At 60.5% G+C, this 26,688-nt stretch carries 24 protein-coding genes, 1 tRNA gene and 1 pseudogene; 14 read left to right on the top strand and 12 right to left on the bottom strand.

Annotated elements, in window-relative coordinates:
• The first annotated feature begins 157 nt into the window (after positions 1 to 157).
• Entirely contained in the window at positions 158 to 391 is a 234-nt protein-coding gene (locus IFT87_RS05230) for a zinc-finger domain-containing protein (RefSeq protein ID WP_031393477.1), read from the top strand.
• A gap of 18 nt (positions 392 to 409) precedes the next feature.
• A complete protein-coding gene (gene tldD / locus IFT87_RS05225; protein WP_056673054.1) occupies positions 410 to 1,840 on the top strand; it encodes a metalloprotease TldD in 1,431 nt (476 codons plus the stop codon).
• 24 nt (positions 1,841 to 1,864) lie between these two features.
• Here tldD and IFT87_RS05220 read toward each other — a convergent pair whose 3' ends face one another.
• Positions 1,865 to 3,067, bottom strand: coding sequence for a phospholipase D-like domain-containing protein (locus IFT87_RS05220; protein WP_052149001.1), 1,203 nt, complete (start codon positions 3,065 to 3,067; stop codon positions 1,865 to 1,867).
• A 164-nt stretch (positions 3,068 to 3,231) separates the two neighbouring features.
• Between IFT87_RS05220 and rpoZ the strand changes: the two genes are divergently transcribed.
• Positions 3,232 to 3,576: a DNA-directed RNA polymerase subunit omega gene (rpoZ, locus tag IFT87_RS05215; protein WP_031439727.1), complete on the top strand. Its 345-nt coding sequence runs from the start codon at positions 3,232 to 3,234 to the stop codon at positions 3,574 to 3,576.
• Between the two features lie 406 nt (positions 3,577 to 3,982).
• Here the strand turns inward: rpoZ and IFT87_RS05210 are convergent, their stop codons facing one another.
• Entirely contained in the window at positions 3,983 to 4,663 is a 681-nt protein-coding gene (locus tag IFT87_RS05210) for an RlmE family RNA methyltransferase (RefSeq protein WP_031393473.1), read from the bottom strand.
• Complete coding sequence (locus tag IFT87_RS05205) at positions 4,660 to 5,679, bottom strand: Ppx/GppA phosphatase family protein (RefSeq protein WP_037528621.1); 1,020 nt, start codon at positions 5,677 to 5,679, stop codon at positions 4,660 to 4,662. Before IFT87_RS05205 ends, IFT87_RS05210 begins: the two co-directional genes overlap by 4 nt.
• Before the next feature lie 185 nt (positions 5,680 to 5,864).
• On the opposite strand from IFT87_RS05205, the gene IFT87_RS05200 reads away from it, so the two are divergent.
• A tRNA-Gln gene (locus IFT87_RS05200) sits at positions 5,865 to 5,938 on the top strand.
• 185 nt (positions 5,939 to 6,123) lie between these two features.
• Here the strand turns inward: IFT87_RS05200 and IFT87_RS05195 are convergent.
• Positions 6,124 to 6,267, bottom strand: a complete 144-nt coding sequence (locus IFT87_RS05195) for a hypothetical protein (protein WP_192007822.1) — start codon at positions 6,265 to 6,267, stop codon at positions 6,124 to 6,126.
• Positions 6,268 to 6,787: 520 nt separating this feature from the next.
• Between IFT87_RS05195 and IFT87_RS05190 the strand changes: the two genes are divergently transcribed.
• Genes IFT87_RS05190 through IFT87_RS05175 form a run of 4 tightly spaced genes read left to right on the top strand, consistent with a single transcriptional unit; the run spans position 6,788 to position 9,396 of the window.
• A complete protein-coding gene (locus IFT87_RS05190) occupies positions 6,788 to 7,834 on the top strand; it encodes a hypothetical protein (RefSeq protein ID WP_192007820.1) in 1,047 nt (348 codons plus the stop codon).
• Positions 7,835 to 7,844: 10 nt separating this feature from the next.
• The gene (locus IFT87_RS05185) at positions 7,845 to 8,267 is read left to right on the top strand and encodes a hypothetical protein (RefSeq protein WP_192007819.1); all 423 of its coding nucleotides are present in this window, start codon (positions 7,845 to 7,847) and stop codon (positions 8,265 to 8,267) included.
• Positions 8,257 to 8,874 carry a hypothetical protein gene (locus IFT87_RS05180; protein ID WP_192007818.1) on the top strand — a complete coding sequence of 206 codons (618 nt, stop codon included), beginning with the start codon at positions 8,257 to 8,259 and terminating at the stop codon, positions 8,872 to 8,874. The genes IFT87_RS05185 and IFT87_RS05180 overlap by 11 nt, the downstream gene beginning before the upstream one ends.
• On the top strand, positions 8,875 to 9,396 hold the full coding sequence (locus tag IFT87_RS05175) for a hypothetical protein (RefSeq protein ID WP_192007816.1): 522 nt from the start codon (positions 8,875 to 8,877) through the stop codon (positions 9,394 to 9,396). It begins immediately after the preceding gene.
• A gap of 62 nt (positions 9,397 to 9,458) precedes the next feature.
• Here the strand turns inward: IFT87_RS05175 and IFT87_RS05170 are convergent, their stop codons facing one another.
• Both IFT87_RS05170 and IFT87_RS05165 read right to left on the bottom strand, forming a co-directional pair.
• Complete coding sequence (locus IFT87_RS05170) at positions 9,459 to 10,097, bottom strand: hypothetical protein (protein ID WP_192007815.1); 639 nt, start codon at positions 10,095 to 10,097, stop codon at positions 9,459 to 9,461.
• A gap of 615 nt (positions 10,098 to 10,712) precedes the next feature.
• Positions 10,713 to 11,060 (bottom strand): annotated as a pseudogene (locus tag IFT87_RS05165) (transposase); the annotation flags it as partial.
• A gap of 554 nt (positions 11,061 to 11,614) precedes the next feature.
• On the opposite strand from IFT87_RS05165, the gene IFT87_RS21015 reads away from it, so the two are divergent.
• From IFT87_RS21015 to IFT87_RS05140, 5 genes are all read left to right on the top strand, one after another.
• Positions 11,615 to 11,845: a helix-turn-helix domain-containing protein gene (locus IFT87_RS21015; RefSeq protein WP_192007814.1), complete on the top strand. Its 231-nt coding sequence runs from the start codon at positions 11,615 to 11,617 to the stop codon at positions 11,843 to 11,845.
• A 216-nt stretch (positions 11,846 to 12,061) separates the two neighbouring features.
• Positions 12,062 to 12,829: a TnsA endonuclease N-terminal domain-containing protein gene (locus IFT87_RS05155; RefSeq protein ID WP_192007812.1), complete on the top strand. Its 768-nt coding sequence runs from the start codon at positions 12,062 to 12,064 to the stop codon at positions 12,827 to 12,829.
• Between the two features lie 134 nt (positions 12,830 to 12,963).
• Positions 12,964 to 15,138: a DDE-type integrase/transposase/recombinase gene (locus IFT87_RS05150; protein WP_192007811.1), complete on the top strand. Its 2,175-nt coding sequence runs from the start codon at positions 12,964 to 12,966 to the stop codon at positions 15,136 to 15,138.
• Positions 15,135 to 16,082 (top strand): TniB family NTP-binding protein, encoded by a 948-nt coding sequence (locus IFT87_RS05145; RefSeq protein WP_192007810.1) that lies wholly within the window; start codon positions 15,135 to 15,137, stop codon positions 16,080 to 16,082. The genes IFT87_RS05150 and IFT87_RS05145 overlap by 4 nt, the downstream gene beginning before the upstream one ends.
• Positions 16,079 to 17,926, top strand: a complete 1,848-nt coding sequence (locus IFT87_RS05140; RefSeq protein ID WP_192007808.1) for a hypothetical protein — start codon at positions 16,079 to 16,081, stop codon at positions 17,924 to 17,926. Before IFT87_RS05145 ends, IFT87_RS05140 begins: the two co-directional genes overlap by 4 nt.
• 49 nt (positions 17,927 to 17,975) lie before the next feature.
• On the opposite strand, the gene IFT87_RS05135 is transcribed toward IFT87_RS05140, so the two are convergent.
• The 6 genes from IFT87_RS05135 to hsdR all read right to left on the bottom strand — a co-directional run bounded on the left by IFT87_RS05135 (position 17,976) and on the right by hsdR (position 25,949).
• Positions 17,976 to 18,548, bottom strand: coding sequence for a recombinase family protein (locus IFT87_RS05135; RefSeq protein ID WP_192007807.1), 573 nt, complete (start codon positions 18,546 to 18,548; stop codon positions 17,976 to 17,978).
• Between the two features lie 354 nt (positions 18,549 to 18,902).
• On the bottom strand, positions 18,903 to 19,394 hold the full coding sequence (locus IFT87_RS20325) for a restriction endonuclease (RefSeq protein WP_249403221.1): 492 nt from the start codon (positions 19,392 to 19,394) through the stop codon (positions 18,903 to 18,905).
• Positions 19,395 to 19,397: 3 nt separating this feature from the next.
• On the bottom strand, positions 19,398 to 19,826 hold the full coding sequence (locus tag IFT87_RS20320; RefSeq protein ID WP_249403220.1) for a winged helix-turn-helix domain-containing protein: 429 nt from the start codon (positions 19,824 to 19,826) through the stop codon (positions 19,398 to 19,400).
• A 4-nt stretch (positions 19,827 to 19,830) separates the two neighbouring features.
• Positions 19,831 to 21,084 (bottom strand): restriction endonuclease subunit S, encoded by a 1,254-nt coding sequence (locus tag IFT87_RS20835; protein ID WP_192007805.1) that lies wholly within the window; start codon positions 21,082 to 21,084, stop codon positions 19,831 to 19,833.
• Between the two features lie 20 nt (positions 21,085 to 21,104).
• Positions 21,105 to 22,571, bottom strand: coding sequence for a class I SAM-dependent DNA methyltransferase (locus IFT87_RS05120; protein WP_192007804.1), 1,467 nt, complete (start codon positions 22,569 to 22,571; stop codon positions 21,105 to 21,107).
• Positions 22,572 to 25,949: a type I restriction-modification system endonuclease gene (gene hsdR, locus IFT87_RS05115; protein WP_192007803.1), complete on the bottom strand. Its 3,378-nt coding sequence runs from the start codon at positions 25,947 to 25,949 to the stop codon at positions 22,572 to 22,574. It lies immediately after the preceding gene.
• 509 nt (positions 25,950 to 26,458) lie between these two features.
• Between hsdR and IFT87_RS05110 the strand changes: the two genes are divergently transcribed.
• Positions 26,459 to 26,632 carry a hypothetical protein gene (locus IFT87_RS05110; protein ID WP_192007802.1) on the top strand — a complete coding sequence of 58 codons (174 nt, stop codon included), beginning with the start codon at positions 26,459 to 26,461 and terminating at the stop codon, positions 26,630 to 26,632.
• Positions 26,633 to 26,688: the final 56 nt, after the last annotated feature.

The following is a 26,688-nucleotide window of genomic DNA, read 5'->3' as shown; positions in this document are numbered from 1 at the left end:
AGACCCACTTTCTGTTCCGCCGCATCTGATGTGAAGGTCGCTTCGCGACAAGCGCAACACCTCCGCGCCTCCGCGCCTCCGCGTGAACAAATCCTTCCTTCCTATCACCACCGAAGAACCAATTGCCCGCCCCGCCCGCGCTTGCTATCGCGCCGCCATGCATCCGCCGCTCGAAACCACCCGCGTCACCCACGCCCGCGTCGCCTGCGATGGCGCCACCGACATTCCCGGCGGTGCAGCGCTCGGCCATCCGCGCGTGTGGCTGCAGATCGACGAGACCGGCTATGTCGATTGCGGCTATTGCGATCGGCGCTTTATCCTGGTCGGCGGGGCCGCCGATGGCGCGGACCAGTCGACATTGCGTGACCATGGGGATGGCGCAGGGCGCTAAGCCGCTTATATCTATCGGATGACGATAGCTGCAGACCCCCGCTCGTTCCTCTACCGCGACACGCTCGACCCCGAGCAGGCGCAGGCGCTGACCGCCAAGGCGCTCGCCAAGGCCGATGACGGCGAACTCTATCTCCAGTACCGCAAGGCGGAGGCGTTCGGCTTCGACGACGGCCGGCTGAAGACCGCCTCCTATGACACGAGCTCGGGCTTCGGCCTGCGCGCGGTGTCGGGCGAGATGACCGCGTTCGCGCATTCGAACGAGATGACCCCCGCCGCGATCCGCCGCGCCGCGGAGACGATGGCGCTGATCGAGCCGGGCGTCGCCGCCAAGGCCGGCCCGCCCCAGGGCACCAACCGCCACCGCTACACCGCCGCAGATCCGCTCGACCTCGTGCCGTTCGCGGACAAGGTGAACCTCTGCCAGACGATCGACGCCGCCGCGCGAGCACGCGATCCGCGCGTGGCGCAGGTGTCGGTCAGCCTGTCGGGGACATGGTCGGTCGTCGAGATCGTCCGCGCCGATGGCTTCATCGCGACCGACGTGCGGCCGCTGGTGCGGCTTAACGTCTCGATCGTCGCCGAGCAGAATGGCCGCCGCGAGACGGGCAGCTACGGTATCGGCGGTCGCTATCTCTATACCGACCTCTTCCAGCCCGAGACGTACAACCGTGCGATCGACGAGGCGCTGTCGCAGGCGCTGGTCAATCTCGAGTCGATCGCGGCGCCCGCCGGCGAGATGACCGTGCTGCTCGGCAATGGCTGGCCCGGCATCCTGCTGCACGAGGCGATCGGCCACGGGCTCGAGGGCGATTTCAACCGCAAGGGCACGTCGGCGTTTTCGGGCCGCATCGGCGAGCGCGTCGCGGCCGAGGGCGTGACCGTGGTCGACGACGGATCGCTCCAGGATCGCCGCGGCTCGCTGACGATCGACGACGAGGGTACGCCGACGCGTGAGACCGTGCTGATCGAGGACGGGATCCTCAAGGGCTATATGCAGGACAGGCTCAACGCGCGGCTGATGGGGGTCGAGGCGACCGGCAATGGCCGCCGCGAAAGCTATGCGCACGCGCCGATGCCGCGGATGACCAACACCTTCATGAAGGCGGGCAACGACGATCCCGCCGAGCTGCTGAGCCGCGTCAAGAAGGGCATCTTCGCCAAGGCGTTCGGCGGCGGGCAGGTCGACATCGTGTCGGGCAAATTTGTGTTCAGTTGCACCGAGGCGTATCTGGTCGAGGACGGCAAGCTCGGCGCGCCGATCAAGGGCGCGACGCTGATCGGCGACGGCCCCAGCTCGCTGACCAAGGTGCGCGGGATCGGCAACGACTTCGCGCTCGACGAGGGCATCGGCATGTGCGGCAAGGGCGGGCAGTCGGTGCCGGCGGGCGTCGGGCAGCCGACGCTGCTGGTCGACGGCCTGACGGTCGGTGGTACGGCGGCGCAGTAACGGGCGCCGCCGTTCAGCGGCGTCCTAGTCCTCGATCCCGAAGTTCAATCCGCGCGAGACATTGGGGTCCACGACCGCGACCACGAAATAGGCGCCGAACTGCTTCACGCGCTGCAGCCAACCGGTCTTTGCCTTGTAGAGCGCCGGCGTGATCTCGGTCGAGGCGGCGATTTCGGCGTCGACATAGCGGCGAACATTCGCAGCGAAGTCGACATCCTCGATCCGGATCATCAGCTCCATGTTGATGAACAGGCTGCGCATGTCGAAATTGGCGGAGCCGATATGGACCGCGTCGTCGATGACATACAATTTGGTGTGCAGCTTGGTCGGCTGATATTCGAAGACGTGCACGCCCTTGCGCAACAGTCCGGCATAAGTGAACCGCGCGGCGGCGATCGTCGCGTTGTTGTCCGATTTCGCGGCGGTGACGATGCGCACGCGGTCGGTGCGACGCCCGGCACGATCCAGCCTGCGCAACATCGTCGGGCTCGGGGTGAAATAGCCGGCGATGATGTCGATCCGCGTCGCGCGGCGCATGTCGTCGCGGACCGCCCGCGCCCAGGGTGACAGCCGCCGCGTCGGTCCGCCGATCAGCCAGCGTGTCGGCCCCTGCGTCTCGCTATAGCGGCGCAGCGCATGGTTCAGTTTGCGCAGTTTGCCCTTGGGCTGGTGGATCCAGCTGCTCAACGCATCGAAATAGCCCGTCAGCCGCCCCGCGGCTGGGCCTTCGATCAGCAGGCCGAGATCGCGCCAGGCATTGTCGGCAACGGTGCCGAAATAGTCATCCTCGACGTTGAAGCCGCCGACGATGATCCGCGCGTCGTCCCGTTCGCCGTCCGCCAGCGCGAGCTTCTGGTGATTGCGCAGCAGATATCGCCGGCCGAATCGCGCGGAGAACCGGCACACCGCGATTCCCGCCGCTTCGAGCGGGTCGAAGAAATCGGCGCTCGCTGCATCGTCGCTGCCGAAGCCGTCGACGATCAGCGCGACCGTCACGCCGCGTTTCGCCGCCGCGATCATTGCCGCGTTCACGCGCTGGCCGGCATCGTCGTCGGCATAGATGTAATAGAGGATGCGCAGCGACTGCCGCGCGCCGTCGATCAGCCCGATCAGTGCCGTCAGGCGTTCGGGGCCCGCCTCGAGCAGGGTCAGCCGGTTGCCATCGACGGTGAAGACCGACTCCGCCGCCTGCGGGGTCGTGGTGCGGTCGAGCTCGGGGGCGGGCATGGTCATGGCCGGGGGTAGTGGACATAGCATCGGGCCGATGCAACCTTGCGGCGGGGCGACTCGGGGTAGCGCCGGACACCCAACCGGCAAAATCTTGACTTTGTGGCGCGGTGTGGGTAGGCGCCTGTGTTCTCCCTATCGGTGTTTGTTGCGAAGGAAGCGTCATGGCGCGCGTTACCGTCGAAGATTGTGTCGACAAGATCCCCAACCGGTTCGACCTGGTGCTGTTCGCAGCGCAGCGTGCGCGGCAGATCTCGGGCGGCGCCGAACTGACGCTCGACCGCGATCGCGACAAGAACCCGGTGGTCGCGCTGCGCGAGATCGCCGACGAGAACGTCAAGCCGGCGCATCTCAAGGAATCGGTCATTCAGGGCCTGCAGAAGGTTCGTGTCGACGATGACGACGAGGTCGATGCCGTCGGCAGCCTCGCGGCATCGGCCGAGGCGCTGCGCCTCACCGCCGCCGCCCCGCCGCGCAACCAGAATCTGGGTGCCGATTACGAGGGTTGATCGCACGGACGTGGTGCGGCGCTAGCCGGGCCATGTCGTGATCTGACCCTGATCGGTTTCCGGCGAACGATGCTTCGGCATCGCTTGGTTGGTGTGATTGAAAGGCTCGTGGACCTGAAGGTCCGCGGGCCTTTTCTTTGCGGGTGTCGTTGGGGGTGAGGCGGGGGGTAACGGGGGCGGTTCGCATTCGCCGTCCCGATGGCCACCGGTCGCAACCCTCATACCGGTCGCCACCCCGACACCGGTCGCCATCCCACACCGTGCGTCACCGCCCGCACCGTGCGTCACCGCCCGCACCGTTCGCCACCCCCCACACCGTTCGCCCTGAGCGTAGTCGAAGGGCATGGGACTCAAGGTGCTTCGACTACGCTCAGCACGAACGGGGTAGGCCGGGTCGATCGGTGGATCAGCGCTCCCGATCGACCGATCGCCCCTTGAACCCCTGCGCCACTACGAACCACTCGACCGAGCCCTTGCGGCTCGCCGGCGGCTTGGCGTGCTTCACGCTGGTGAAGTTGCGCTTCATCTCGGCGACCAGCGCGGAATCTGCGCCGCCCGCGAACACCTTCGACACGAAGGTCCCGCCCTTTTCCAGCACGTCACAGGCGAAATCGAGTGCCGCCTCGACCAGCGCCATCGTCCGAAGCGCATCGGTCTGCGGATGGCCGACGGTGTTCGCCGCCATGTCCGACAGCACCAGGTCGGGCGCGCCGCCGAGCGCGTCGATCAGCATCGCGGGCGCCGCGTCGTCCATGAAATCCATCTGGAAGATCGTCACACCGTCGATCGGATCGACCGGCAGCAGGTCGATGCCGACCACCGCCGCCTTGGGCAGACGGCGCTTGATCACCTGGGCCCAGCCACCCGGCGCGATGCCGAGATCGATGACGCGCTTCGACCCCTTGATGACCTCGAACCGTTCGTCGAGCTCGGTCAGCTTGTACGCCGCGCGGCTGCGATAGCCCTCCGCCTTGGCGCGCTTGACGTACGGGTCGTTCAGCTGGCGTTCGAGCCAGCGCGTCGACTGCGCGGTCCGCTTGCGTGCGGTGAGGACGCGGGTGTGCCCGCCCGAGCCGCCGCGACTCATGGCCTGGGGCTCCCCATCAGGCGGCGCAATATGCCCTCGCGAATGCCGCGGTCGGCGATGCCGAGCCGTTCGGCGGGCCAGATGTCCATGATCGTCTCCAATATCGCGCAGCCCGCGACCACCAGGTCGGCACGCTCGTTTCCGATGCAGGCGAGCTTTGCCCGCTCCTCGATCGCCATGTGCGACAGGTCCGCGCTGATCCGCCGCATCGCGCTGGCGGGCACGATCAGCCCGTCGACTTCCGACCGGTCGTAATGGCTGAGCCCCAGATGCACACTGCCCAGCGTCGTCACGGTGCCGCTGGTACCAAGCAGCCGGGGGCGCTCGACGTTGAGCGGCAGCCGCGCGGCGAACGGCGCGATGCTGTCCGCGACGACTTGGCGCATCCGTGCATAGGCCGCGCGTCGGCCCGCCTCGCCCTTGCCGCCGCCCGCATGTTCGGTCAGCGACACGACGCCCCAGGGGGCGGAATGCCAGTCGAGCACGGTCGGGATCGGCGTCGACGTATCGACCAGCACAAGCTCGGTCGAACCGCCGCCGATGTCGAAGATCAGTGCGGGGTCGTTGCCGGGTTCGATCAGCGCATGGCAGCCGAGCACGGCCAGCCGCGCCTCTTCCTCCGCGGTGATGATGTCGAGATGGATACCCGTCTCGGCAAGCGCGCGGGCGATGAAGGCGGGGCCGTTGCGCGCCTGGCGACAGGCTTCGGTCGCGACCGAGCGCGCCAGCGTGACGTTGCGACGCTTCAGCTTGTCCGAACACACGCGCAGTGCGGCGATCGTGCGCTCGATCGCGGCGTCGCTCAGCTGCCCGGTGGACGCGAGCCCTTCGCCGAGCCGGACGATCCGCGAGAACGCGTCGATCACCGCGAATCCACCGGCCTGCGGGCGCGCGATCAGCAATCTGCAATTGTTGGTGCCGAGATCCAGCGCGGCAAACGCCTGCGCATCGGCCCACCGCCCTCGACCGGGCCGGGTCGCCGCCGGACGGGCAGGACCAGCCTGCCGGGACGGCATTCGGGCGGAAACATCCCCCATCGCCGTAAAACTCACTATCTATATCTGCCGCCGCGGGAAAATACCCGCCCGGTGCTTGGCGACGAATGTAGCGCAGCGCGGCGATTACGCAAGCGACGTGGCGAATTGGCACCATCAGGGCGTTGACACGGCGCAAACCCCCGCTTAGATCGCGCCCTCGCTGATGCCCCGTCGTCTAATGGTAAGACTGCGGTTTCTGATACCGCCTATTGAGGTTCGAATCCTCACGGGGCATCCAGCGCTTTCTCCTTTGACACCGAAACCTGACCTCCGTGACAGGAGCACGCTTCTGGCGAGCTTTTCGTCGGTGCCGACCCAGCGCGGTCGTGACGTTAGAATTGTGTTCCGAACTGCCTGGGTGAGGCTCAAGGCTGCTGGAGGGCGCGTCGTCCGCAAAGAGGTCGGGAAAAAGTTCTATTTACCCTAACGGTGAAGTAGGACGCGTGTGGCCTGTATGCCGGCAAGGATGGTAGTGACGATCGGCCATCTGGCGATTTCGACCCAGACCCGGACGCTCAGGCGGACAATTTGTGTTCCCGCAAGCAGCCATTCGGTCAGCACGATCATTCCCGTTTCTCCATCTCCCAAGGGTATGCGTCCGGCCGGAACCGTCCTGTTTTCAAAGCAGCCCTTTGCAGTCGCGCACAAGTGAACACTGCTTCGGCGTGAGAATAGCCGACCGATGGCCGATGTTATCCATTTGGCTCCCGGTGAATAAGTGCCGATGCTGTCTGACCAAGAGACTCGGATCGTCGTTGAGGCAAGCGATGGCGTCCATTTCTTTGGCACCGGCTATGGCAAGAAGGCGGGTGAAGAGGACGTGTTATATATCTCCAGCGGGAGACGACGGGAGCTTGGGGGTGGCAATAGCCGCCACGACGACGTGGGCAGAGCAGCGGGGTGTGTCACGCATTTGAGCCCATACGACGGGGCTGGTAGGCTCGCTTGCTCCACCGGTGTAGGGTAGCGATCACCAGTCCCCAAGCGTCAGTCTTGCCAGAACAAATCCGTAGGGCGATGAACTGTCGATGCAGTGAGAGGGTGAGTCTTGGCTACTGTCGACGTAATGCGAAGTATGCGGGCACGGATGCCCTGGGCGGTGGCGCGGCGGCTCCTCAAATCGGAGGGGCTGGATCGGGCGCGCGGCTGGAACCGCACCCTTGCGCGTGCCGCAGACGGTGACGACCAATACGACAACAAAAAAGATGAGCTTCAGAACGCCCTTGAAGAGCACATCATGTGCGGCGAAAAGCTGGTTCAGCTATTTGAGCTTGAGGAAGAGGAGATCGCGGCTCTGCGGGCCACTGCCCTGGCCCTTGATGTGCCTGAGAACCCGTTCAGTGGCGCATACCCCATCTTGCTCACCGAGGATGAGTTGGCTGGGCACCAAGGCGCAGCACCGGTGCTCGCGGCAGTGGTCAATTACAATGAGGGCGTAGCGGTCGTGCTCGCCTCCACGCGCTACCTACAAACCCGCGAGACGGTCGTAGTCGCAGAACTCACCGACGAAGCAGCCGGCGAACTTGCCGGCTTCAACGAGCTGATCGGTGTTCGCCACCAGCGCCTCGAAGCCCTAGACGTGCTGTGGATTCCCGAGGACGGCCGCTATGTCGAAGTCCGCGTGGATTACCCGTTTGGGATGCACCAGCGGCACGGGATGATCGCCCTTAACCAAGCTCGTGGGCGATTCGATGACCTTCTTGGGAGCAACCTGGAACTCAGTCATGTTAACTTGTTCCCCGTCATACAGTCGCTCTACGAAGAGCAGGGCGATGGCGCGATGGTCGAACTAGGCTTCATGGTGGCTGGCGCATCTCAAAAGCTGGAGAAGACCCGGCGGGGCGAGCAATGCTGTCGCGAGGAGGCTTACCACCTCGGCGGCATTGGCGCGCTTAATGCTCCGATCCAGGTGTATCGGACTAGCGTGCTCTGGCATGTCGACCTAGGCGAGGACGCTTCCTCGGCACCCGAGGTTTCGATCCGGGGTAACTCGTCACATACCGCTGAACAGAACCCGTTCATCGGCGAGATGGTCGTGCGTAATTGCGCGCGGTTCCTGGACTATGACCATGTCCGTGATCGCATCCTCGATCATCTGACGTCCGACGACGAAGACGACGACGACGAACTGTGATAGCGACCTGATGGCTCTCCAGGACATCAAAGAAAACATAGCTCGCGACATTCGCGAACCGGTTCTGCATATCTGCCAAAGTCTGGTGGATCGGTTAGCAGCTATGCGGCCGGACCAACTTCAGCGCCTTACATACATTCTCTTGGCTGACTTCGCGCAGACCAGACCCGACGACGACGTTTTTCAATCTGCACTTACTGCCCTCACCACAATCAAACACAATCCGTTGACGCTCTATTTCGTGTTCTACGACGAGGGCGAGGATCGAGAGATTGCTATCTCAGCATCGGAGGTGATGCAGTCCGTTGACGAGGCGGTGTTCATCCATCCTCGCACGGGTGAAGAGATTGAAAATTTCACAGGTCAGCTGAAGCCTGTCTACAAGGCTTCCCAGGAGTTCGTGAACGCGCTTGTGCCTGCCAATGGACGGTGAGACCACGCTGCGTGACATGCTCAATCGCGCCTACAACAACACAGCCTACGACGTTCAGCTGCGGATGCAGAGCGCCGACACGCATGAGGAAATCCTCAAGCAACTGGAACGCGCGCTCGCATTAGCCATCGGCCATCTGGTCAAGAACCGGAAGTATAAGCAGGACCAGAGTGAGGACGCCCTTACCACAGACATCGTGTCCATGTTGAACATGAACGGCATTCCCGCCAACCACGATGTAAAGATCGGTGGGCACACCGACATTTCCGTCGAGATGCGTGATGGCTTCTTGTGGATCGGTGAAGCTAAAAACTGGACCGGCAAAGCCTGGATCTTCAAGGGCTTCCGTCAGCTGATGACGCGATACGCCACCGGCCTACCAGGGCAGGACAATGGCGCGATCATCATCTACTTTGATCAAGAAAAACCGTCCGATCTGATGAGCAAGTGGCGGACGTCCCTAGGCAAGCTAACTGAATTCACGGGCGACATTGTCGAGGTAAATGAGCTACAGTTCAATTCAGCTCATCCGCACAAGGGCACGGGTCGAACGTTCGCTGTGAAGCACTATGGCGTTCCCCTCTACTGGAACCCAGAGGACAACTAAGTGCCCAAGAAGACCGTGATGCCACACCTGTCCGGTGCAGTAGCCTTCGAGGGTAACGGCTTCGGAACCTGCTTCTATCGCGCGGCCGCATTCGTGCTGGACGCACCAGGTGCCGACCTCTGCCTCGGCACGTTCGCCGGAGGAACAGAGGAAGAGTTGCGCGCCAACCCGAGCGGCTCGCGCCATGACTTCATCCATGCCTGGGTGGAAGCGAGGGGCGACGTTTATGCGCCATCGATGCTGAGCAAGTCGAACGGCTTCATGGGTCCCATCCCTCGCGACCAGTATTACGAGGCCAACGGAGCCCGCGATGTGAAGAGGCTCACTAGGTCAGAGGTGTTGCGTCTTTCTGGTGAAATTGGGTTGTCAGCGCACCTGCGTCGGCACAAGCCGCTGAAGGGCGGCAAGCGAGTCGCTGAGGTCCTGCTTGAAGCGGCCGGCGTAAACTACATGGTCAGGGACGGCGGCGTGCTCCCGGCCCCTCGTGATTCAGACATGGGTGGGACGCAGCCAACGGGTTAGTAGTTGCACCCTGCGATCCAGATGCAATCAGAATGGTGGACGACCTCACCTGCTTGGCAGGCTCACTTGCGCGCCTTCTCCTTGGCGAACCGGGCAAGCACGTCAGTAAGCGACCCCTCCTTTCCAACCCACGCGCGGTATTCCTTCAGTCGCTTCTCATCGTCATTGTTGTACCACCAGCGATAGAACCCACCGTGCGCCTCATACTTGACCTTCTCCCACTCGGCTTTGAGCAGCCATTGTGAGTGCGCGATGAGCAGCTTGTCTGCCTCGTCCACCAGGTTGTGGTCGGTTCCATCGCGGATCACGATGCTCTCGATCAGGCTCAGGATGTTCTTGTCGATCTCATTCCATGGGTTCAGCTGCAACTGGATGATCGCCGCGCTGTTGTTGATCTTGGTGAGCACGTTGACGACGAGCGATGCCATCCCGCTGCCCTCGTTCTTGACCACCTTCTGACCATGGAGGGTGAAGCTCAGCTCAGCCAGCAAACCAGAATGAGCCGCGATGTTAGTCCGCAGCTTTTCGATCCACTTGGAACGCTCAGCCGTGATGCTGTTGATGTAGACGGTTCGGCCCGCCACCAAGTAGGAGGTGAGGACGCCAGCCAGCGCGCCGACGAGGGCAATCAGAGCTACGATTACCGCGAGCGCGGCAGCGCCGCCACCAAGCGCGTGATAGATTCGGGTTACCAGGTCCATCGCATCCCCATGCAGACCAGGTTGGCGCAGATGAGAGCGCAACGCAATCGAAGGGTTGATAGGTAAGCCTTCCTGGGACCCAGACGCAACAATCGGGCTATCAGGGTAAAGGGGCGGTCAGGCGCTAAGGATTGCCCTATAGCAGCGTCACCTACTCTCTAGAAAAACGCCTAGGTAAATAGAAATACCTAAGGCCGGTGCCCCACTGGAGCAGTGTGCGCTAGAAATATTTATTCGCTTTCCACCCAGTTACACACGAGCCTCCCAGCGGACACCTGAATGGACGGCAGCTAGGCTCTGAAGGCTACCGAGAACGGCCGTTCCGCTTTCCATATGTGGACGGCCCCCTCTTGCAAGAGGTTTGAGCGGGTATTTGATCGGATCGCTTGCCATCATATGTCCGACCTGTTGATGCGGCGCATATGGTCCGCTGGCCAAGATGGTTTTCGCGATGCGACTTCCAAACACCAAGACGACCTCTGAGGGCCAGTGGAAAGCTCGGAGTGTCCCGCATCCCGGATCGATTGATCAGTACACCTACTCGTTTCCTGCAAGATCCCGCATCAGCTCAGCACGGTAGCATTCTGTATCTGCTCACCGTGACAAGCCAATCTGTTAAGCTGCTTTTGCCAAAACTGGCTGAGCCGGCGTTGCGCGATAGCTTTCACCGCTCACCATCATCTTCCAGGCGATGCGGGCGGTTCGGTTTGCCAGCGCAACAGCCACAAGCTTGGGTTTTTTGTGCTCCAGAAGGTTGTGAAGCCATGGCGATGCATTCCTGCCGCGCCCGGCACGAACCTGTTTCAGAACAACGGTGGCACCATTGACCAGTACGCTTCGCAGGAGCTCATCTCCGGCGCGCGTTATCCCGCCGGGGCGAGCTCGGCCGGCAGTGGAATGATCCTTGGGCGTGAGGCCCATCCAGGCGGCGAAATCGCGCCTTGACTTGAATAGCCTGGGGTCAGCGTCCACGCCGTGCAGCTGGAAGACGTTCTTTGACGTATCGACGCCAATACGTGTAACCTGCTTCATGGACGGTCTCCCTCGTTGAGTCCTTCGACAAACTCAGCCTGGCACATTGCGATGCCGTTGGGAGCCGTCCACCCCAACACCAATATTACGTACTCGAACCTCCCGCCTTCGACTTGAATGGACGCCGGCCTGCGGAACAGTAGTAAGAATGGTACGAACGACTGCCTTATAGCCGTGTTGGAGCTGCATGTAAGCGCGTGGCTGATCGTGATGATCTTACGAATGATTCACGTCTCCATGCGCCTGACACCAACTAAATAGGAAAGCACCGACCAAACGTGTGCGTGTCCGAAACTCTAAAAGTCTTTTTGACTTTCGGGCAAATCAAAATTCTCGTGCTTGCAAGGCCGCGACGCCTGTCAATAGCTGTCAATAGATTGATGGAGCTTGACGAAACTCTTCAATTATGATTCGAATCGCATGTAAGTCGTGAGGGCAAAAAGGCTTGGCGACTTAGCGCAAATGACTCCCCGGTGAGGCAGGTAATGGGTGGCGAAGATTGGCACGGGCACATCAAATGGGTGTTGGAACGCCGTGGCACGTCGCTCTCACAGATCGCTCGTGATCTAAGCGTCAGTCCCAGCACCGTTACCAGAGTTTCCAAAGGCCTCGTGCGCTCGCGCCGGGTCGAAGAGGCCATAGCGGCGGCGGCAGCCTTTACGCCTGCCCAGCTCTGGCCCGCGCATTATCCGCAACCAGCGGGAGGAGATAGATGATGTCGTAGCAAATGGTCGCGCTGACGCGCGGAAACATTCCTAAGCTACGGAAGTGAAAAGGCCCCGCCGGTTGCAGCCAGCGAGGCCCATAGAAGATCAGAGACCTTACGACCCCTGATCTCCTTCATTCCGTGAAACCTGTCAAGGTTCGGGGCCGTCCCGGGTCATGTCCCCTCACGTCCATCGCATCCGATTGCGAAATGGAAGGAACGATCGATGAAATTCGATGCCGCAGATGACGATCAGGTGCCCGAGCCAGTGCTCAGCCACAATGGCAGCCCACCTCCCAAGTTCACTCGCGACAAACACAGCGATGCGCATTACGTGCAGATGATCCGCGCCGAAGACGGCGGCGCACTGCGCACCTTCAACGGCGGGCTTGCCCACGAGAATGGCTGGTACACTAGCCGCAAGGCACGGCGCGTCCTTCACTGGCAAGGCGCGGCACAATACGATTTCTTGACACGTGCCGAGGTCGAGTTCCCCGTGGTACGGGTGGCATCGGAGTCGGTACGGTTCGAATTCACGCGGCACGGTAAAAAGCAGATCTACACCGTCGATGTCGAACTGCTTGCATCCGATGGCACGGTCACACTCGTCGAAATCAAACGCGACGAGCGAGACCTTACCGACCCGGAATACCGCGCAAAATTAGCGGCTGTCCGCGAAGTCTGCGAAGAGCATGGCATCCGGTTCAGGATCGTCTTCCGTCATCAAATCTGGAACAGCCTCGTCCACCGTCGCAACGTCACGCTGTTTTGCTCGCGTAGGTTCGTGACGGTCCTCCCGGAGCATGTTGAGCGCCTGGAGGCTCACGCAAGGCAGGTAGGCATGGATGCGACGTTCGGCAGCACAGCCAACGCGATTGCCCCCCAGTGCCTTCGCACCGGCGAAGCAGTGCTGCAGGCGCTTACAGTGGCCCGTCGGATTGAACTCGACCTCACCCGTCCGCTGATGGATTCGACGCCGGTGACCATTCACTGAGTCGTAGCGGTTGCTCAGGACCGGCTGTCCTTAGCAGGCCCGGCAACAATCCATTTTTGATCCCACCCGCGCTTGTTGCCGGCATCATCTCGATGCCGGCCACCCTCCGGCGCGGCCAGAACGGATAGAATCTCATGGCGTATATCCGCTTTTCCCCCGGCGCGGTCGTCGATGTCCGCGGAGCCGAGTATCATCCTGCCTATGCCCATGGCCGGGTCCAGCTCACCCACCTGATCACGGGCGAGATCTTCAAGTACGAGCAACGAGACGGATCGCTCGAATTACCGACCGTCGAACAATTCCAGCTTATGCAGCACTGTGGCGACGCCCTTACCAGAGCGCCACGATCAGCCGACACGATCCGCAACTACAATGATCGCTCCGAATGGACGCGCGATCAGGCGGGTGCCATTTCTCCGCGTGCGTTGCGGATGGCGACCGCCTGCCAGATGCTTGACGAACGCGGTGTCCAGCAAGGAGCCGGCGCCATCGAGGCTGCCCTCGACCAGTGCTGGACGCCCGAGTTGGCCAAAACGTTTGGACCCAGGCCTTCTGCATCGTCAGTCAAGAACTGGCGCAGGCATCGCGGCAGCATTGGTAACCGCCATCCGCGCCACATGGTCCCCCTGACGGGTAGACAGGTTGTGCGTCCGTCGGAAGGCAGCATCGATCAGCAACTCCTTTGGGCCTGCGTGCTCGAGGGCCGCAAGGCGGGGCACAAGGTCTCCGACATCCATGCCGACTATGCCGCCAAGCTCAGTCAGGTGAACGAGGGACGCCATCCGTTCATCGACAAGCCATCCGCTCCATTCGCAATTTGCTCAGAACGCACGGTGCGACGTCGTTTCAACAATCTCGAGTCCGATAAAACCTTGGCCACCTCCATAGAAGTAGAAGCGGTAAAACAGGACTGGTCAGGAGCCGGCAAGCCGCTCGTGGCCGACTTCGTGATGCAACATGTGATCGTCGATCACACATGGCTCGACGTACATGTCGTATGCCCGAACCTGCAGATGGTGCTGGGCCGACCGTGGCTGACACTTGCCATCGACGTGAAAAGCCGCGCCATCGTTGGCCATCTGATCACCTTCCATGATCCATCCAGATGGTCCGTCAGCGAGATCCTACGCCGCATCGTGCTGCCTAAACGTCCCCCGCCGGCCATGGTGAGCCGGTACCCGGTTCTCGCCATGCTTTGCGGCAAACCAGGTTGCCTGATCCTCGACAATGCCGTCGAGTTCCGGAGTCATACGCTGGAAGCGGCGGCGCGGGACGCTGGCTTCTCCGTGCGCTTCTGCCCGATTAAGCAGCCGACCTACCGGGCGATCGGCGAACGTGCGATTAAAACCTTGAACGATCAGACCACCCGTCTGCTGCCAGGTCGAGCGGTGACGCTGAATGACGCTAGGCGGTGGGGTTACGACGCCGAGGCTCAAGCCATCGTCATGCTTGATGAGCTGGAGGCGATCGTGAATCAAATTGTCGCTTCGTACAACGTCGAGCCGCATGACGGGTTGAGAAACCAGCAGCCCGCGCTCGTGTTCGAAAGGGATATAAATCGGTTCGGCATCAACGATTTTGCCGACTTCGCATCCTTCACGCGCGACGTGATGGAGGTACGTTCCGGCGCGCAGCTTTCCCCGACCGGCATCCGTGCCTTCAACTTACGCTACCATGACATCCAGGCTGTACCGGAGCTGTTGCGCGACCTCGTTCCGATCGAGCCACGCCGCCAGCGGCGGAGCGATGCTACGGCAACGGTCGAGTTCCGCTACGACAGTATGGATATCAGCCGGATTCACGTCTGGAACCGCAAGACCCGCAAGTATGTCGAGCTGATGTGCGCCGACGAGCAATATAGCAGCGGCATGCCTCTGTGGCTCCACGAACAGATCGAACGCGAGGCGAATAAGCAGGGGTTGGGGTTCAACACACAGGAGGAACGGATCAATGCCCGCGGCCATCTGATCGAGGCCATCCGCAACATCAGCCCCGGCGACCTTGCCGCCTCCCGCAAACGCTTGGCCACCCTCATAGAAGTGCCACGCATAAGACAAGCCACGGGGAACATCGTCGATCTGGTTCGGGCAACGCCCTCGTCGGTCACGTCGGGTGATTTCATTGCCAATGACCGGGCAAGATTGACCTCGCTCGACCAGGAGATCCTCTCATCACGCCCCGATCCGCGCGCCAAACCGGCCAAATCGGCGCTTGAGCGCCGCCGTGAGCACGCCGCGCGCGGGCAAAGCGAACCCGACACACCGGCTCGCGAGCGCCGGCTGCCCTTGAACAAGGGAGGCTACCAATGACTGATCGATCCAGTCCGGTGCTGAGGCAGGAGACCCCTGCTAGCGCGGCCACCCGCGTCGGCAAGGCCAAAGCGAGCTTCGACGCGATCCGCGTAGATTATCCGCCTCAAACGGCTGTCATGGCAGCACTCGACGAGATGCGCATCGCGGCGTTGGACCGCTCGGAGCATTCTTCTTGCGGCGGGGCTATGCTCGTCGCGCCGCACGGTTGCGGCAAGACCGAATCCATCGTCGCACTCCGCCGCGTCCTCGAAGCAGCGGCGGACGAGGGCTGCAAACCGCTTCTCCATGTCGAAACCGCAGGAGCCGGCACGACAGATTCCTTGCCGACCTCAATCCTACAGGCGCTCGGAGCTGCCCGACCTGATGTCGGCACTGAGAAGGCACGCTGGCCAAGAGCAATTGCTGAGATGCGGCGCAGCGGTGTGCAGATCGTTGTGTTTGATGAGTTTAATCGCGCTGCACGCCGCCCCCTGATGAGCCGTCCTATGGCCACGGCAATCCGAGAAAAGATCATGGACGCGGGCGTTGCGCCGGTGGCCTTCGTTGGTTCCGAAGATGCCGGATCGGTCCTGGCCCAGGTGCCGGAGTTGATGGAACGGCTCGACGATGACATCGATCTTTCGCCACTACGCTGGGACACGAGGGGCGATCGCGCACTTTTTCTGAGCTTCCTCGCGGATCTCGACCAAGCAATGGTGGATGCAGGCATTCTGGCCTGCCTGTCAGGCCTCGCAGACGAGGGTATCGCGCGACCGATCTGGGAGGCGTCGGCAGGCCGAGTGCGGCGTATCTGCAAGATAGTGCGCGCCGCCATGGCTGTTGCCCTGCACGATGGGAGAGCCTCGATCGATCACGGTGATCTGGCCGAAGCCGTCGATAGCTACTGTATTCCTCGCGATTTCTGTTCAAGCAATCCATTCGCCAGGCAACGCGTGCAATGAGCGCGAACCTTTCACCATGGCGCGTGACGCGCGTCCTCCCGCTGATCGCGGGAGAGTCATTGGACGGCTACGTCGCGCGCGTCGCAGCAGCGCATCACATGCCGCGGATGGCGCAAATCACCGAAGTCACGGGTGAGATCCAGTTGCACCGCCCTCATGCCTCCTTTTGCGACGATACGGGTCTGGAGATCCTCGCGGACTGTCTAGGGATTGGTCGTGCAAGCACCCGGCTGCACTCGCCTCTATGGTCGCCCGATACGAGAACGCTCAATTTTTTCGGGACGGTCGTATCTCGGGAGTTTCTGCAATTTTCCTACAGGCGCTTCTCACCCAAAGCATTGTCGATGTCAGCGCATCATCGTGGCCTATGGCAAGTCCGCCAGCTCCCGATCTGCACCGAAACATGGGAATATCTCGAAGAGCGTTGTCCAAACCCAAACTGCCGTCGCCGTCAGGTCTGGCGACGTACGGCGGGCATCGACTTGTGTGACTATTGCGCAGAGCCACTCACGCGGGCGCAAGCGGTCCCAGTTCCCGAAAACATGCGTGACAGCCTCGCGATGCTCGTCGGCTTGATACACCATGATTCAGACAAGCGAAGGATCGCACGCCGTCATCTGTCGCCGGAGCTCAGCGACATAGGCGGCGGGCATCTGCTGGAACTCGCTTGTGCGCTCGCCCCGGTTGTAGACCGGCGAGTGGCTACGTTGCTCCAGAGCAGATCTCTTTGCCTCGATAGCAATTGCAACCTACTCGTTCCGGCGTTGGCGGCGACATGGCCCTTCCTGGCGGGCTGGCCCGGCGCGATCGAGCAGCATGTTGCTGACAAGCTCAACCTTGGCGGCATCGAAAAAGGTGGGAGCACCCGCAAGGCATTTTACAAAGTGCTTTGCGATCGCAGCAATCCAAAGCTGTCACCTGCCGTCCAGAAGGTGCTTTCCCAGCTTTTTGAGCGATGCCGCACAGCACGCTCACGCGGTGTCACCATCGCAGAAATGACGAAATTGACCGGCGCGGACCGGCCGACTCTTTTCAGGATGCGCAAGGCGGGCAGGCTGCCTTCATTCCTCGCGCTCGACGGCATCAGGTTGAAGGTTCTCGTGAACAAAGACGCTGTAGTGCCGATGGTCGCGCAGAGAACGCCGCGCTTGCGACTGATCCATGCGGCAGAAATGCTTGGTGTGCCGACCTACGCAATCCGCGAAATCGCTCATCTTGGCCTTGTGGAAGTTGTACCCGTACCGCCCGGACGCGGAGATTATTTGCAGCTCGCCGTGTCTCGGGACGGCATGCAAGCCTTGTGCGACAAGCTGTATTGTCGTCTGGCTCAGCCAAACGATGCGCATCCGGTCAGCCTTGCTCAGGCCATGCGGAAGATCGGCGGCCGTCCGAAGCCTTGGGCACAGGTGTTCAAAGCGATCGTGGACGGCGAGCTAACCGCCAGCCTTGCTGAGGGGGAAGCGCCGTTCGCGCAGCGTATCACGATCGGATCGAAGGGCGCTCTTTCGCTGCCGAGGTTTCAGCCCACAAAGAGTATGGATTGGAGCGGCTGCATGGTGACAAAAACAGACCTTGCCGAGATCATGAACATTCGGCCGCCGCATTTTAGCCGGCATTCGGAGTTCCTGCTGGGACCCGGCCCCGCCTTTCGCGAGATAACCATGGATGCCGCCCTGCATTTAGCTCGTACCTATATCAGCACAGGTGAGATGAGCCTTAAGCTTCATGTATATCGGCGCGCCGTCGGCAACCTTGCACGGTCTCACGGGGTGAAGCCCGCCGCGCGCGGCTTGTTCAGGCGTGCTCAAGCAGAGCAGCTTATCCCGGGTCTGTCTGGCAACTGATGAGAGGCTAAGCCCAGCGAAGGATGCTGGCGACCGGGCGCAAATCAATTCATTGCCGTTCGCCTTCACGGGCGGCGGCAGGGAAGTGTCGATAGAAGGTAGAGCGGCCGACTTGCAGCAGCTTCGCGACATTCGCTGGTTTGTCGCCAGCCTTGAGCAGCTTGCGGGCGGTGTCGAGCATGTCGGGCGTCATTACCGACTTGCGGCCTCCGCCTGTGCCGCCCTTTGCCCGTGCCGCTGCCAACCCGGCAATCGTCCGTTCCTTTATCAACTCGCGCTTCATCTCCGCAACGGAAGCCAGGATATGGAATAGCAGACGACCCGATGGCGTTGACGTGTCGAACCCATCCGTCAGCGAACGGAATTCTATTTTGCGCGCCGACAGGTCGGCCGCCAATTCGATCAGGCCCCCAATCGAACGGCCGAGGCGATCGAGCTTCCAGATGACCAGCGTGTCATCGGCCCTCACAAAATTTAGGGCTTCAGTAAGACCCGGCCGGTTCAGCTTCGCGCCGCTCACCTTGTCGGTGAACAGCTTCTCGCACCCTGCCTTGGTCAGCGCATCGGTTTGTAGCGTCAGGTCCTGGTCGGAGGTCGAGACACGCGCATAACCAACCAGCATAAGTCCCGTTATCCCATCTCAAACAGCGAATTTTGGGACTTATATTTTGGGAATGCCCCGGTGGGGATACAACGGATTTTTGCGTCGGTGATCCTCGTCCCGTTGGAGGTTCCCTTTTGGGATGGCAGGTGTCGACCAACTTAAGATATTCCGGTGCGGGCGCCGGAATGACGGTTTTCACTGAAACCAGCTCCCTCGCGAGTTTGACAGCTGCCGGTCGATGACGCGCCCATGCCGGTAGTTCCTCTGAACAAATCCCCTTCCCAAGAACTGCCATTCCCTGAACTCTGCACTTACTGACCTGAAATCCGCCATTCGCAGCGCACAACAGTCGATGGCTCTTCTAAGCGATCTCTATATAGAGAAATCCTCCGCGAAGAAATCCTCGTCGATCCTCTTGAACTCGATCCTACGGCTTACGCGGACGCCCACACCATACTCGATCATCAGGCCAGTCAGACGGTTTCCATCGATCAGGATCACCCGCTGAGCGAGGTGCTCGACATAATTCCGCGCTTGGCTGCTGAATGTGGAGGTGGTGACGAACACGCCCTTGGTTGCGCCATGGCCTACCAAGCTGCCGACGAAGGCCTGCACATCGGGGCGCCCGACCGTCGCGTCGCCATAGCCTTTGGCCTGCACATAGACTCGGTCAAGCCCCAGCCTGTCCTCGTTGATGACGCCATCGACGCCTCCATCGCTAGAACGGGCAAGCTGAGTGGCTGCGTTCTTGTGCGATCCGCCATATCCCATGGCAATCAGCAGATCGACGATCAGTTGCTCGAGAAAGGCCGGCGTGTTCTGGACGATCAGTTCTAGCAGTTCCGCGCGTAGGGCCGATTGCAACGCCTAATAGGCCGCCTCAATCTGCTCTTCCGGTGTGCCGGTTTCGGCCGATGGAGCGATGGCTGCGGGCGCAGCATCATCGTCAGCGGACTTCTGTCCGCTGTAAAACTCGCGGAAGCCTTCATAGTCCTTCAGCTCATTCACGCCGATGCGCGCGGGATTGGATGCTAGCAGCGCCCACCCCGCTTCGGTCGCAATGAAACGTCCCCGCTTCGGCGAGGCGACAAGGCCTGCCTTGGACATATAGAAATTTGCCCAATGAATGCGGTTTTGGGGTAGGCGTTGCCGTCCGCTGGGCAACATCTCTTCGCGCTCGTCGGAACTGAGGCCAAGATCATCGGCGATGCGTTCGGCGGAATCGGCCACGCGCTGTTCGCCAGCGGCGAGGCGCAGGACCGGCAGCATCAATGTCTGATAATCGGGAATTGCCATGGGATCAGGCAGCCTTTTTACGACCGCGCTTGGCCTTTGGCGCGGCAGCCCGTTCTGCCCGGATGCGTTCGATCAAGGCGGCTGCGGGTTCGTCGGACGGGTCTTGTGGCACAATTTCGCCCTTGAAGGCCTTGGCTAACACTGATTGGTCTAAGTGATCGATCAATCTGCGGGCAATATTTGAATCGGCAGCGAGGCGATCAATCCAAGTGAAAGCGGCTTCGATGCGTTCTGCTACCGCTATTTGTTCATTCAATGAACAATCGGGTGTCGGAAGTTCCTTCAAGTCTCGCAAGTTTATGCCTTGTTGCGCCACGCCCTTAGTGTTGCCCAAGATGAAACGCTTTGCTTCGGATGTAGCAAGAAAATACATGATAAATTTAGGCGAGATGTCTGATTTTGGCGGTATCATTGCTACTTCGCGGCTGATGTTACAACCTGCGAACTGCGCCGGTGCAACACACGTTTCTCCAACGCTACCGCGTATTGCTATAAGGACCTCGCCGCCATTGAGACGGGTCCGTTGATATCCTTGCTCAATTTCAGGATCGACCCGCTTAAGCTGGTCCAACCCAACGCGGAAATCTTTAATATCCCCACAGCGTACAGTCGGAATGCCGCCTTTGTATGGCGTGCCGGTCTGTACGATTCCGTATGGGATACCGCGTTCGCTTGCGACCATATCAAGCAAGCGTGTCCGTTCGGCGAGATGTGAGAAGGCCAGGTTCAGCACAGCCTGTTTGTATCTCTCGACGAGGCGGGGGATGTGGTCGAGATGGTCGCGAGCGCGTCTGGATTTGCCGGTGAGGCTGTCGATCTTCGCCACGATCCGCCGCTGTTCCGGGAGCGGCGGGAGAGAAAGCTGAAATGCGGCGATTTCATCATAACTAACACGCGGCCGATCTCCCTTGTCGAGCATAGCCGTGAAATCGAGAAATCTTCTAGTCATGATATTGCGACGCACGAATTCCGCTTCAGCGGCATCACTCGGCTTCAGCGCAAGAATTTCAGCAGAAGCCACGCCCGGAAAGTCAGGGCGAGCCACCTTGTTCAGGTAAGGGCGTAGGCGACTGTAAAGAACGTCACCGGCTTCGAAGCAGGCTACAGAACTCTTGACTTCAGATGCCTGCCCAACTCGCAAAATCGCAGATGTGTGAGGCTCGATATCCTCAAGGCCGATAAACGATTTTTCGGGGACGCTGGCTGGATCGACCTTGTCTCCTCGCAAAGTCACAATCTCGCCCAAAGCCGTTGCCACCCACCCCCGCGGTAACCCACTCATTCCGCTGCCTCCGCAACGGCAATAGCTTCCTCAACGCTGTCCGGCTCCAACTCTTCCGATAGCGTTTCAATTTCCTCCAAAGCCGCTTTCAGATGGCCAATGATGGCGGCGGCAATGTCCTCCGGTTCGATCAGCGCCTCTTCGGTTTCCGCTTCGGTGTCGCGAAGCCAGCTTATGTCGAGATTGTCGTTGCGGTCTGTGACGACTGCGCGATCAAACCTGCGCCAGCGGCTGTCCTCTCCCTGATCCTGCCTCGCAGCGCCGCCATTGGCGTCCGCACCATAAGCGGCCTCAAACTCCGCAAAGTCGGCAACGGACAGCGGACGTGTCTTGCCATAGGCAGGAGCATTCGCCCGCATGTCATAGACCCAGACGGCTTTGGTGTTGCCCTTGTCGCTCTTGCCGCGCCGGAAGAACAGCACATTAGTCTTGACGCCCTGTGCATAGAAAATGCCGGTGGGTAGGCGCAGGATGGTGTGCAGGTCGCACAGGTTCATTAGCCAGGTTCGCAGGCGGCGACCGGTATTATCCTCGAACAGCACGTTATCGGGGAGAACCACGGCAGCGCGGCCACCGGGGGCCAATGCGCGCACGATATGTTCGACGAAGGCAAGCTGCTTGTTCGACGTATCCGCCGTGATCGAGAAATCGGATCGGGTCGGACGCCCCCCGCCCTTTTTGGTGCCGAAGGGCGGATTGGTCAGGATCAAGTTGGCCGTAGGCAGTGCCTCGCCATCGGGGGAGAGCGTATCGATATTCTCCATGCCGCCTTCGATGCCGTGCAGCAGCAGATTCATCATGCTCAGCCGGTGGGTATCCGGCACCAACTCCGCGCCGGAAAAGGCGTTATGTCGCTGGAAGAATGCCTGCTGTTCGGTCAGCGTGTAGAGATCGTCGGTGTGATCCTTGATGTAGCGGTCGGCGGCGACGAGGAAACCGGCCGTTCCGCCTGCCGGGTCTTGAATCACTTCCCCCGGTTGCGGCTGCATCAGGCGCACGATGCAGTCGATCAGCGGACGCGGTGTGAAATATTGCCCGGCGCCGGATTTCTTGTCGGCCGCGTTCTTTTCCAACAGACCTTCGTAGAGATTGCCTAATCCCTCTTCGCGGGCGGAGAACCAATCGAGCTGATCGATGTTGGAGGTCAGCGCCTTGAGGTTGGTCGGCTTGCGCAGGCGGGTCTGCGCGTCGATGAAGATCGCGCCGACCAGCGCGTCCCTCGCTTTGCCGAGTTCGAGCAGCATCGCCTTGTAATAATCGAGCTGTTCTATACCCTCGCGTTTGGCAAGCAGGCCCCAGCGCCACCCTTCCGGCAACCGCTCTTCCTTGCCGGTTTCCTCCAGCATCTTGAGGAACAGCAGGTAGGTCAGCTCCGTCACATATTCGTTATAAGTGACGCCATCGTCGCGCAGGACGTTGCACAGGCCCCAAAGCTTGGCCACAATATCGGTGGTGGTGCTCATTTACGCGGTCTTCTTCCACAATTCTTCATTGATCCCGGCGAGGATGCTTTCCAGCTCCCCGCCGAACACCTTGTTCAAGCGATTGAAGCCGCCATCGGCGATGAACGGCTCCTTGTCGATGGCAGCGCGGTCCACCACAATTTCTTTTTCGATCTGGTCGCCGATCCGCTTGAGCCAGCGTCTTTGCGGGTCGGTCCATGCGCGGCTTGCCATGATCGCCCGCATGGCGTCGCGTACACGGTCTTCATAGGGGATGAGGGCATCGCCCAGCGCCGCCTGACGGACGAAGCCGATGACCGATGCGGCGATTTCCTCATTGCGGGCGTCGGCCCAAGCGCGTCGCAGGTTGGCGTCGGAAAAGCCTTTGGAGTCCAAAGCTAGGCGGAGCTCCTTCAGATCAGCGCGGGTCAAGTCACGGGGACGCTGCACGACGAGTTTCAGCGCGGCGATAGTGTTGATATTGTTGCGTACGAAGGCGGCGAAGCTGACCAGGAAATCCTCTGGCTTTGCGCCACTGCCATAACCACGCGATACATCGACGACATGATCCGCGTGCTTGGAAATCGGAACATGGCCGGGATTATCACCATCGGCCTGCCAATCGAGAATGGGGCCGATCGCGGCACGGTCCTTCAGCCAGGCGGCAAGACCCGGCGCATCACCAGACATAACCCGTTGCAGCATCGCTTCCGGTGTTTCGCCCGCTGCGGCCTCGAACTGCTGCCTTGCCTCATCGGTTAGTTTCTTGATCCGGCGGCGCAGTTTCACAGCAAGCTGTTCGCGAATGGCCTCCCGCTGCTCATCGTTCTGCGCTTCCGTCATTTCGCGGACGAGCTGAGCAAAGCTGATCGACGGATTGACAACGACAGGCTTCATGTCGGTCATGTTCTGGAGGTGGGGATACAGATCGACGGCGTCGAAAATGCGGAAAACCTCCTTGCCTATTTCCGGACACTGGCGCGTCGCCCGGCCGATCATCTGTTCATACAGGATGCGGCTGTTCACCCGGCGCAGGAATACAAGGTTGGTGATCTTCGGCACGTCGATGCCGGTGGTGAGCAGATCGACCGTCACCACGATTTGCGGATTGGCGTCGTTACGAAACGAGCGGATCCAGTTCTTCACCTTGTCCACGCTGCCGGTAATCTTCTTCACGGCTGCGTCATCAATCTCGCCATATTGCTTGGCGAACGCGGCCTTGATGGCGCTGACCACCATGTCCGCATGGGCATCAGTGGCGGCGAAGATCAGCGTCTTGCCCGGTAGCGCCGGGTCAATGTGCCGTGCCAGTTCCTCCGCCACGACGCGGTTGAACTCCGGGGTAATGACCTGCCGGTTGAATGTCTCGACTTCGAAACGGATTTCGTCCGGGGCGTGAGCCAGATCGATTTCGCCGGTCCGGGTGTTGAGCAGTTCGAGCTCTTCGTCCTTCTCGAACTTGATGCCCGCCCGCGCCAGCGCAGTTTCAATGCGAATTGGCGGCTCATGGTCGATCAGGAAGCCATCGACTACAGCCTCGCGGTAGGAATAGGTGAAGACCGGATCACCGAAAATGTCGGTGGTGTGGAGCGCGGGCGTAGCCGTCAGGCCGATCTTCACCGCGTCGAAATAATCCAGCACGCGGCGATATTTCGAGATATAATCATCCTGCCCCCGGAAGCTCAGCTCGGCGTCGGACATTTCCCGATCAAGCAGATAGCCGCGGTGACATTCGTCGATGACCATCAGGTCGTATTGGTCAATGGGCGGCACGGATGTGCCATCGGCAGCGAACAGGACACGCTTCACCAAGCCCTGAATCGTGCAGATGTGGACTTTCGTTTCCACGTCCGGGGTCACGTCGCCCAAACCCTTGAGGCCAAAGACTTCGGCGAATGTCTTTCCTGACACGACCTTGGTGGTCGAGAATTCGCCCTCTGTCTGGTCGCCAAGGGCGCTGCGATCAACCACGAAGCAGATGCGCCGAAACCGTTTGGCCGACAGCAAACGGTACAGCATGGCGATTGCAAGCTTAGTCTTTCCTGTGCCGGTCGCCATCGCGACCAAGACGGCGCGTTGCTCAGCCGATAAGGCAGCCTCCACCAAGCGGATCGCGCTTTCCTGATAATGACGAAGCGGGAAACCGAACTCGAATGGCTGCGCCTTAAGCGCCGCATCCGCCGCGTCCTGATCGACCTCAAGCTGCCCGTTGAGGCCTTCCGGCGTAGGCCAGTCCACCAACGCGCGACGATGGTTTGCTGCGCGGCGGGTATCGCGGAACCAAATGCCGCTCTCTGTCTCAATCTGCTTGAGATAGGACCGGCCATTCGCGCTGAACACAAATGGCACCTTATGATCGCCCCATGGCCCACCGGCATAGCCAAAATCGGCGCTGTCTTTTATGCCGGTCGAATAGCGCTCAGCCTGGTCAATCGCGGCTGACACATTCTTCCGCCGTCGCTTCGCCTCCACGACGCCGATCAGACTCGTGCCAACAAACAGGGCATAATCGGCGGGGCCATTTGCGGTTGGCCATTCAGCTATTGCAAGACTGCGACCCTTGGCAGGGCGAACACCGTTGCTGTATCGAAGGTCGCGGGTATTAACCTCCCATCCACGATCGCGCAATTGCTGGTCGATAAGCGCACGGGTTTCCGCTTCGTCGAGGTCGATCTTGACCGCAGCCTTTTCACCGCGCTCGATCAATTGAGTAGCCTCAGCGCGAGGTACAGTTTCGGCTTCGGCTTGAAGGGCAGCGAGCTTGCTCGTGACTTCGGCCTTCTCGGCATCAATGTCTTGGGCGATCTTCTCCCATGCGGCTCGCTCCTCGGCCTCGCGCACCAATCTCTCTTCTATGGCCTCACGCGCGTGGGCCTGTTCTTCTGCTTCAAGGCGAGCGCGAGCCGCATCACCTTCAGTTTCCGCCACCTTCTGCCTGAGCTTTTCAATCTCTTCGCGCAGGGCAACCGTCGCATCAACGGGTTGGCGCGGCGGCACAAATGCACCGGACTGGAAATTGGCAGCGCGACCATAGGTGCGATGAAACCAGATGCCCAGCGACCAAGCGAATTTCAGCGCCGTCAGGGCAGTGGAATGATTACCCTTTGCTTCATGCACGGCGCTGTTGCCCGTTTTTCGCAGGGCATGAAAGATATCGGCGGCTTCTTTGGGGATTAGGCGATCATATGATAGGCGACGCAGCGTCTCTTCGAATGTCTCGCGCTCATCACGATACACGGCGTGATGCGCTGCGACCATCTTCACCATCAATTCAGCGAACTGTCGGAGCTTGACGATAGCGGTTGAAGGATCGCTTGAGAAATAGCGTTCCGCCAACCCTCCCAAAGTCACCAACTGCTTATCATGGGCCTCAAGGAAGCCGAAATTCAGCGAGTCCACCGTTCCCCCACTCCACCAAAAATCCAGTGGCTTAGTCTCCGTCGAGGATCGCAAAATGTGGTAGGCAGATCAAATTATATCTCAGACCGGCAGCATATTCAGCCTTAAGCGGCCATATCCAGACAGTCTAAAATTGGTCAGTCGCACGCAGTCTTCGACCGACGATCGGGGCTTCAGGAATGTCAGGTGTTGGATGGGAACCTGCCATTCCGGGCCCGGCTCACGAACGTCGGTTTTGTCCCACTAACGTCATTTGGGACGGCTGAGGCCGTCCCGTTATTCAATCCTAGTCGGGACAGGATCGCAAAGCCTTGGGGTGTCATTCCGCCCCCAAGCGTACCCGGCCACTAGCGGCGCATTTATCAACAGCCCCGAGCATCTACGTGACAGAGCGGGGGCAGTGCCACAAAGCGGCCCTTTCCTGTCATTTAACCAGTTGTTCCGGCTATGTCGTATCAACGTCATTGCAGAATGATTGTGTGGCAGCAGGAGGAACAGGATCAAGGTGGTTGCGCGATGACGATAGTCGCGTGCCGCAAGCACTAAAGGTGAGGGTACAACGTCGTAAGTTTGATCGCGGCGCCGGCCAGGCCGATCAGTATTATCGCGATCCGCTGACGCCGCAGGGTCCGGATCATGCGTGCGATCTGCTCATCCAACGCTTGCTGGGCCATAACGGTTAGATCTAAGAGCATTCTTTTACTCGAATGTTTTCAGCAGACCAAAGGCATGGATTGCA

This window comes from Sphingomonas sp. CFBP 8765 (assembly GCF_014841445.1).
Taxonomy (GTDB): domain Bacteria; phylum Pseudomonadota; class Alphaproteobacteria; order Sphingomonadales; family Sphingomonadaceae; genus Sphingomonas; species Sphingomonas aerolata.
This window is presented reverse-complemented; position numbering and strand designations above follow the sequence as displayed.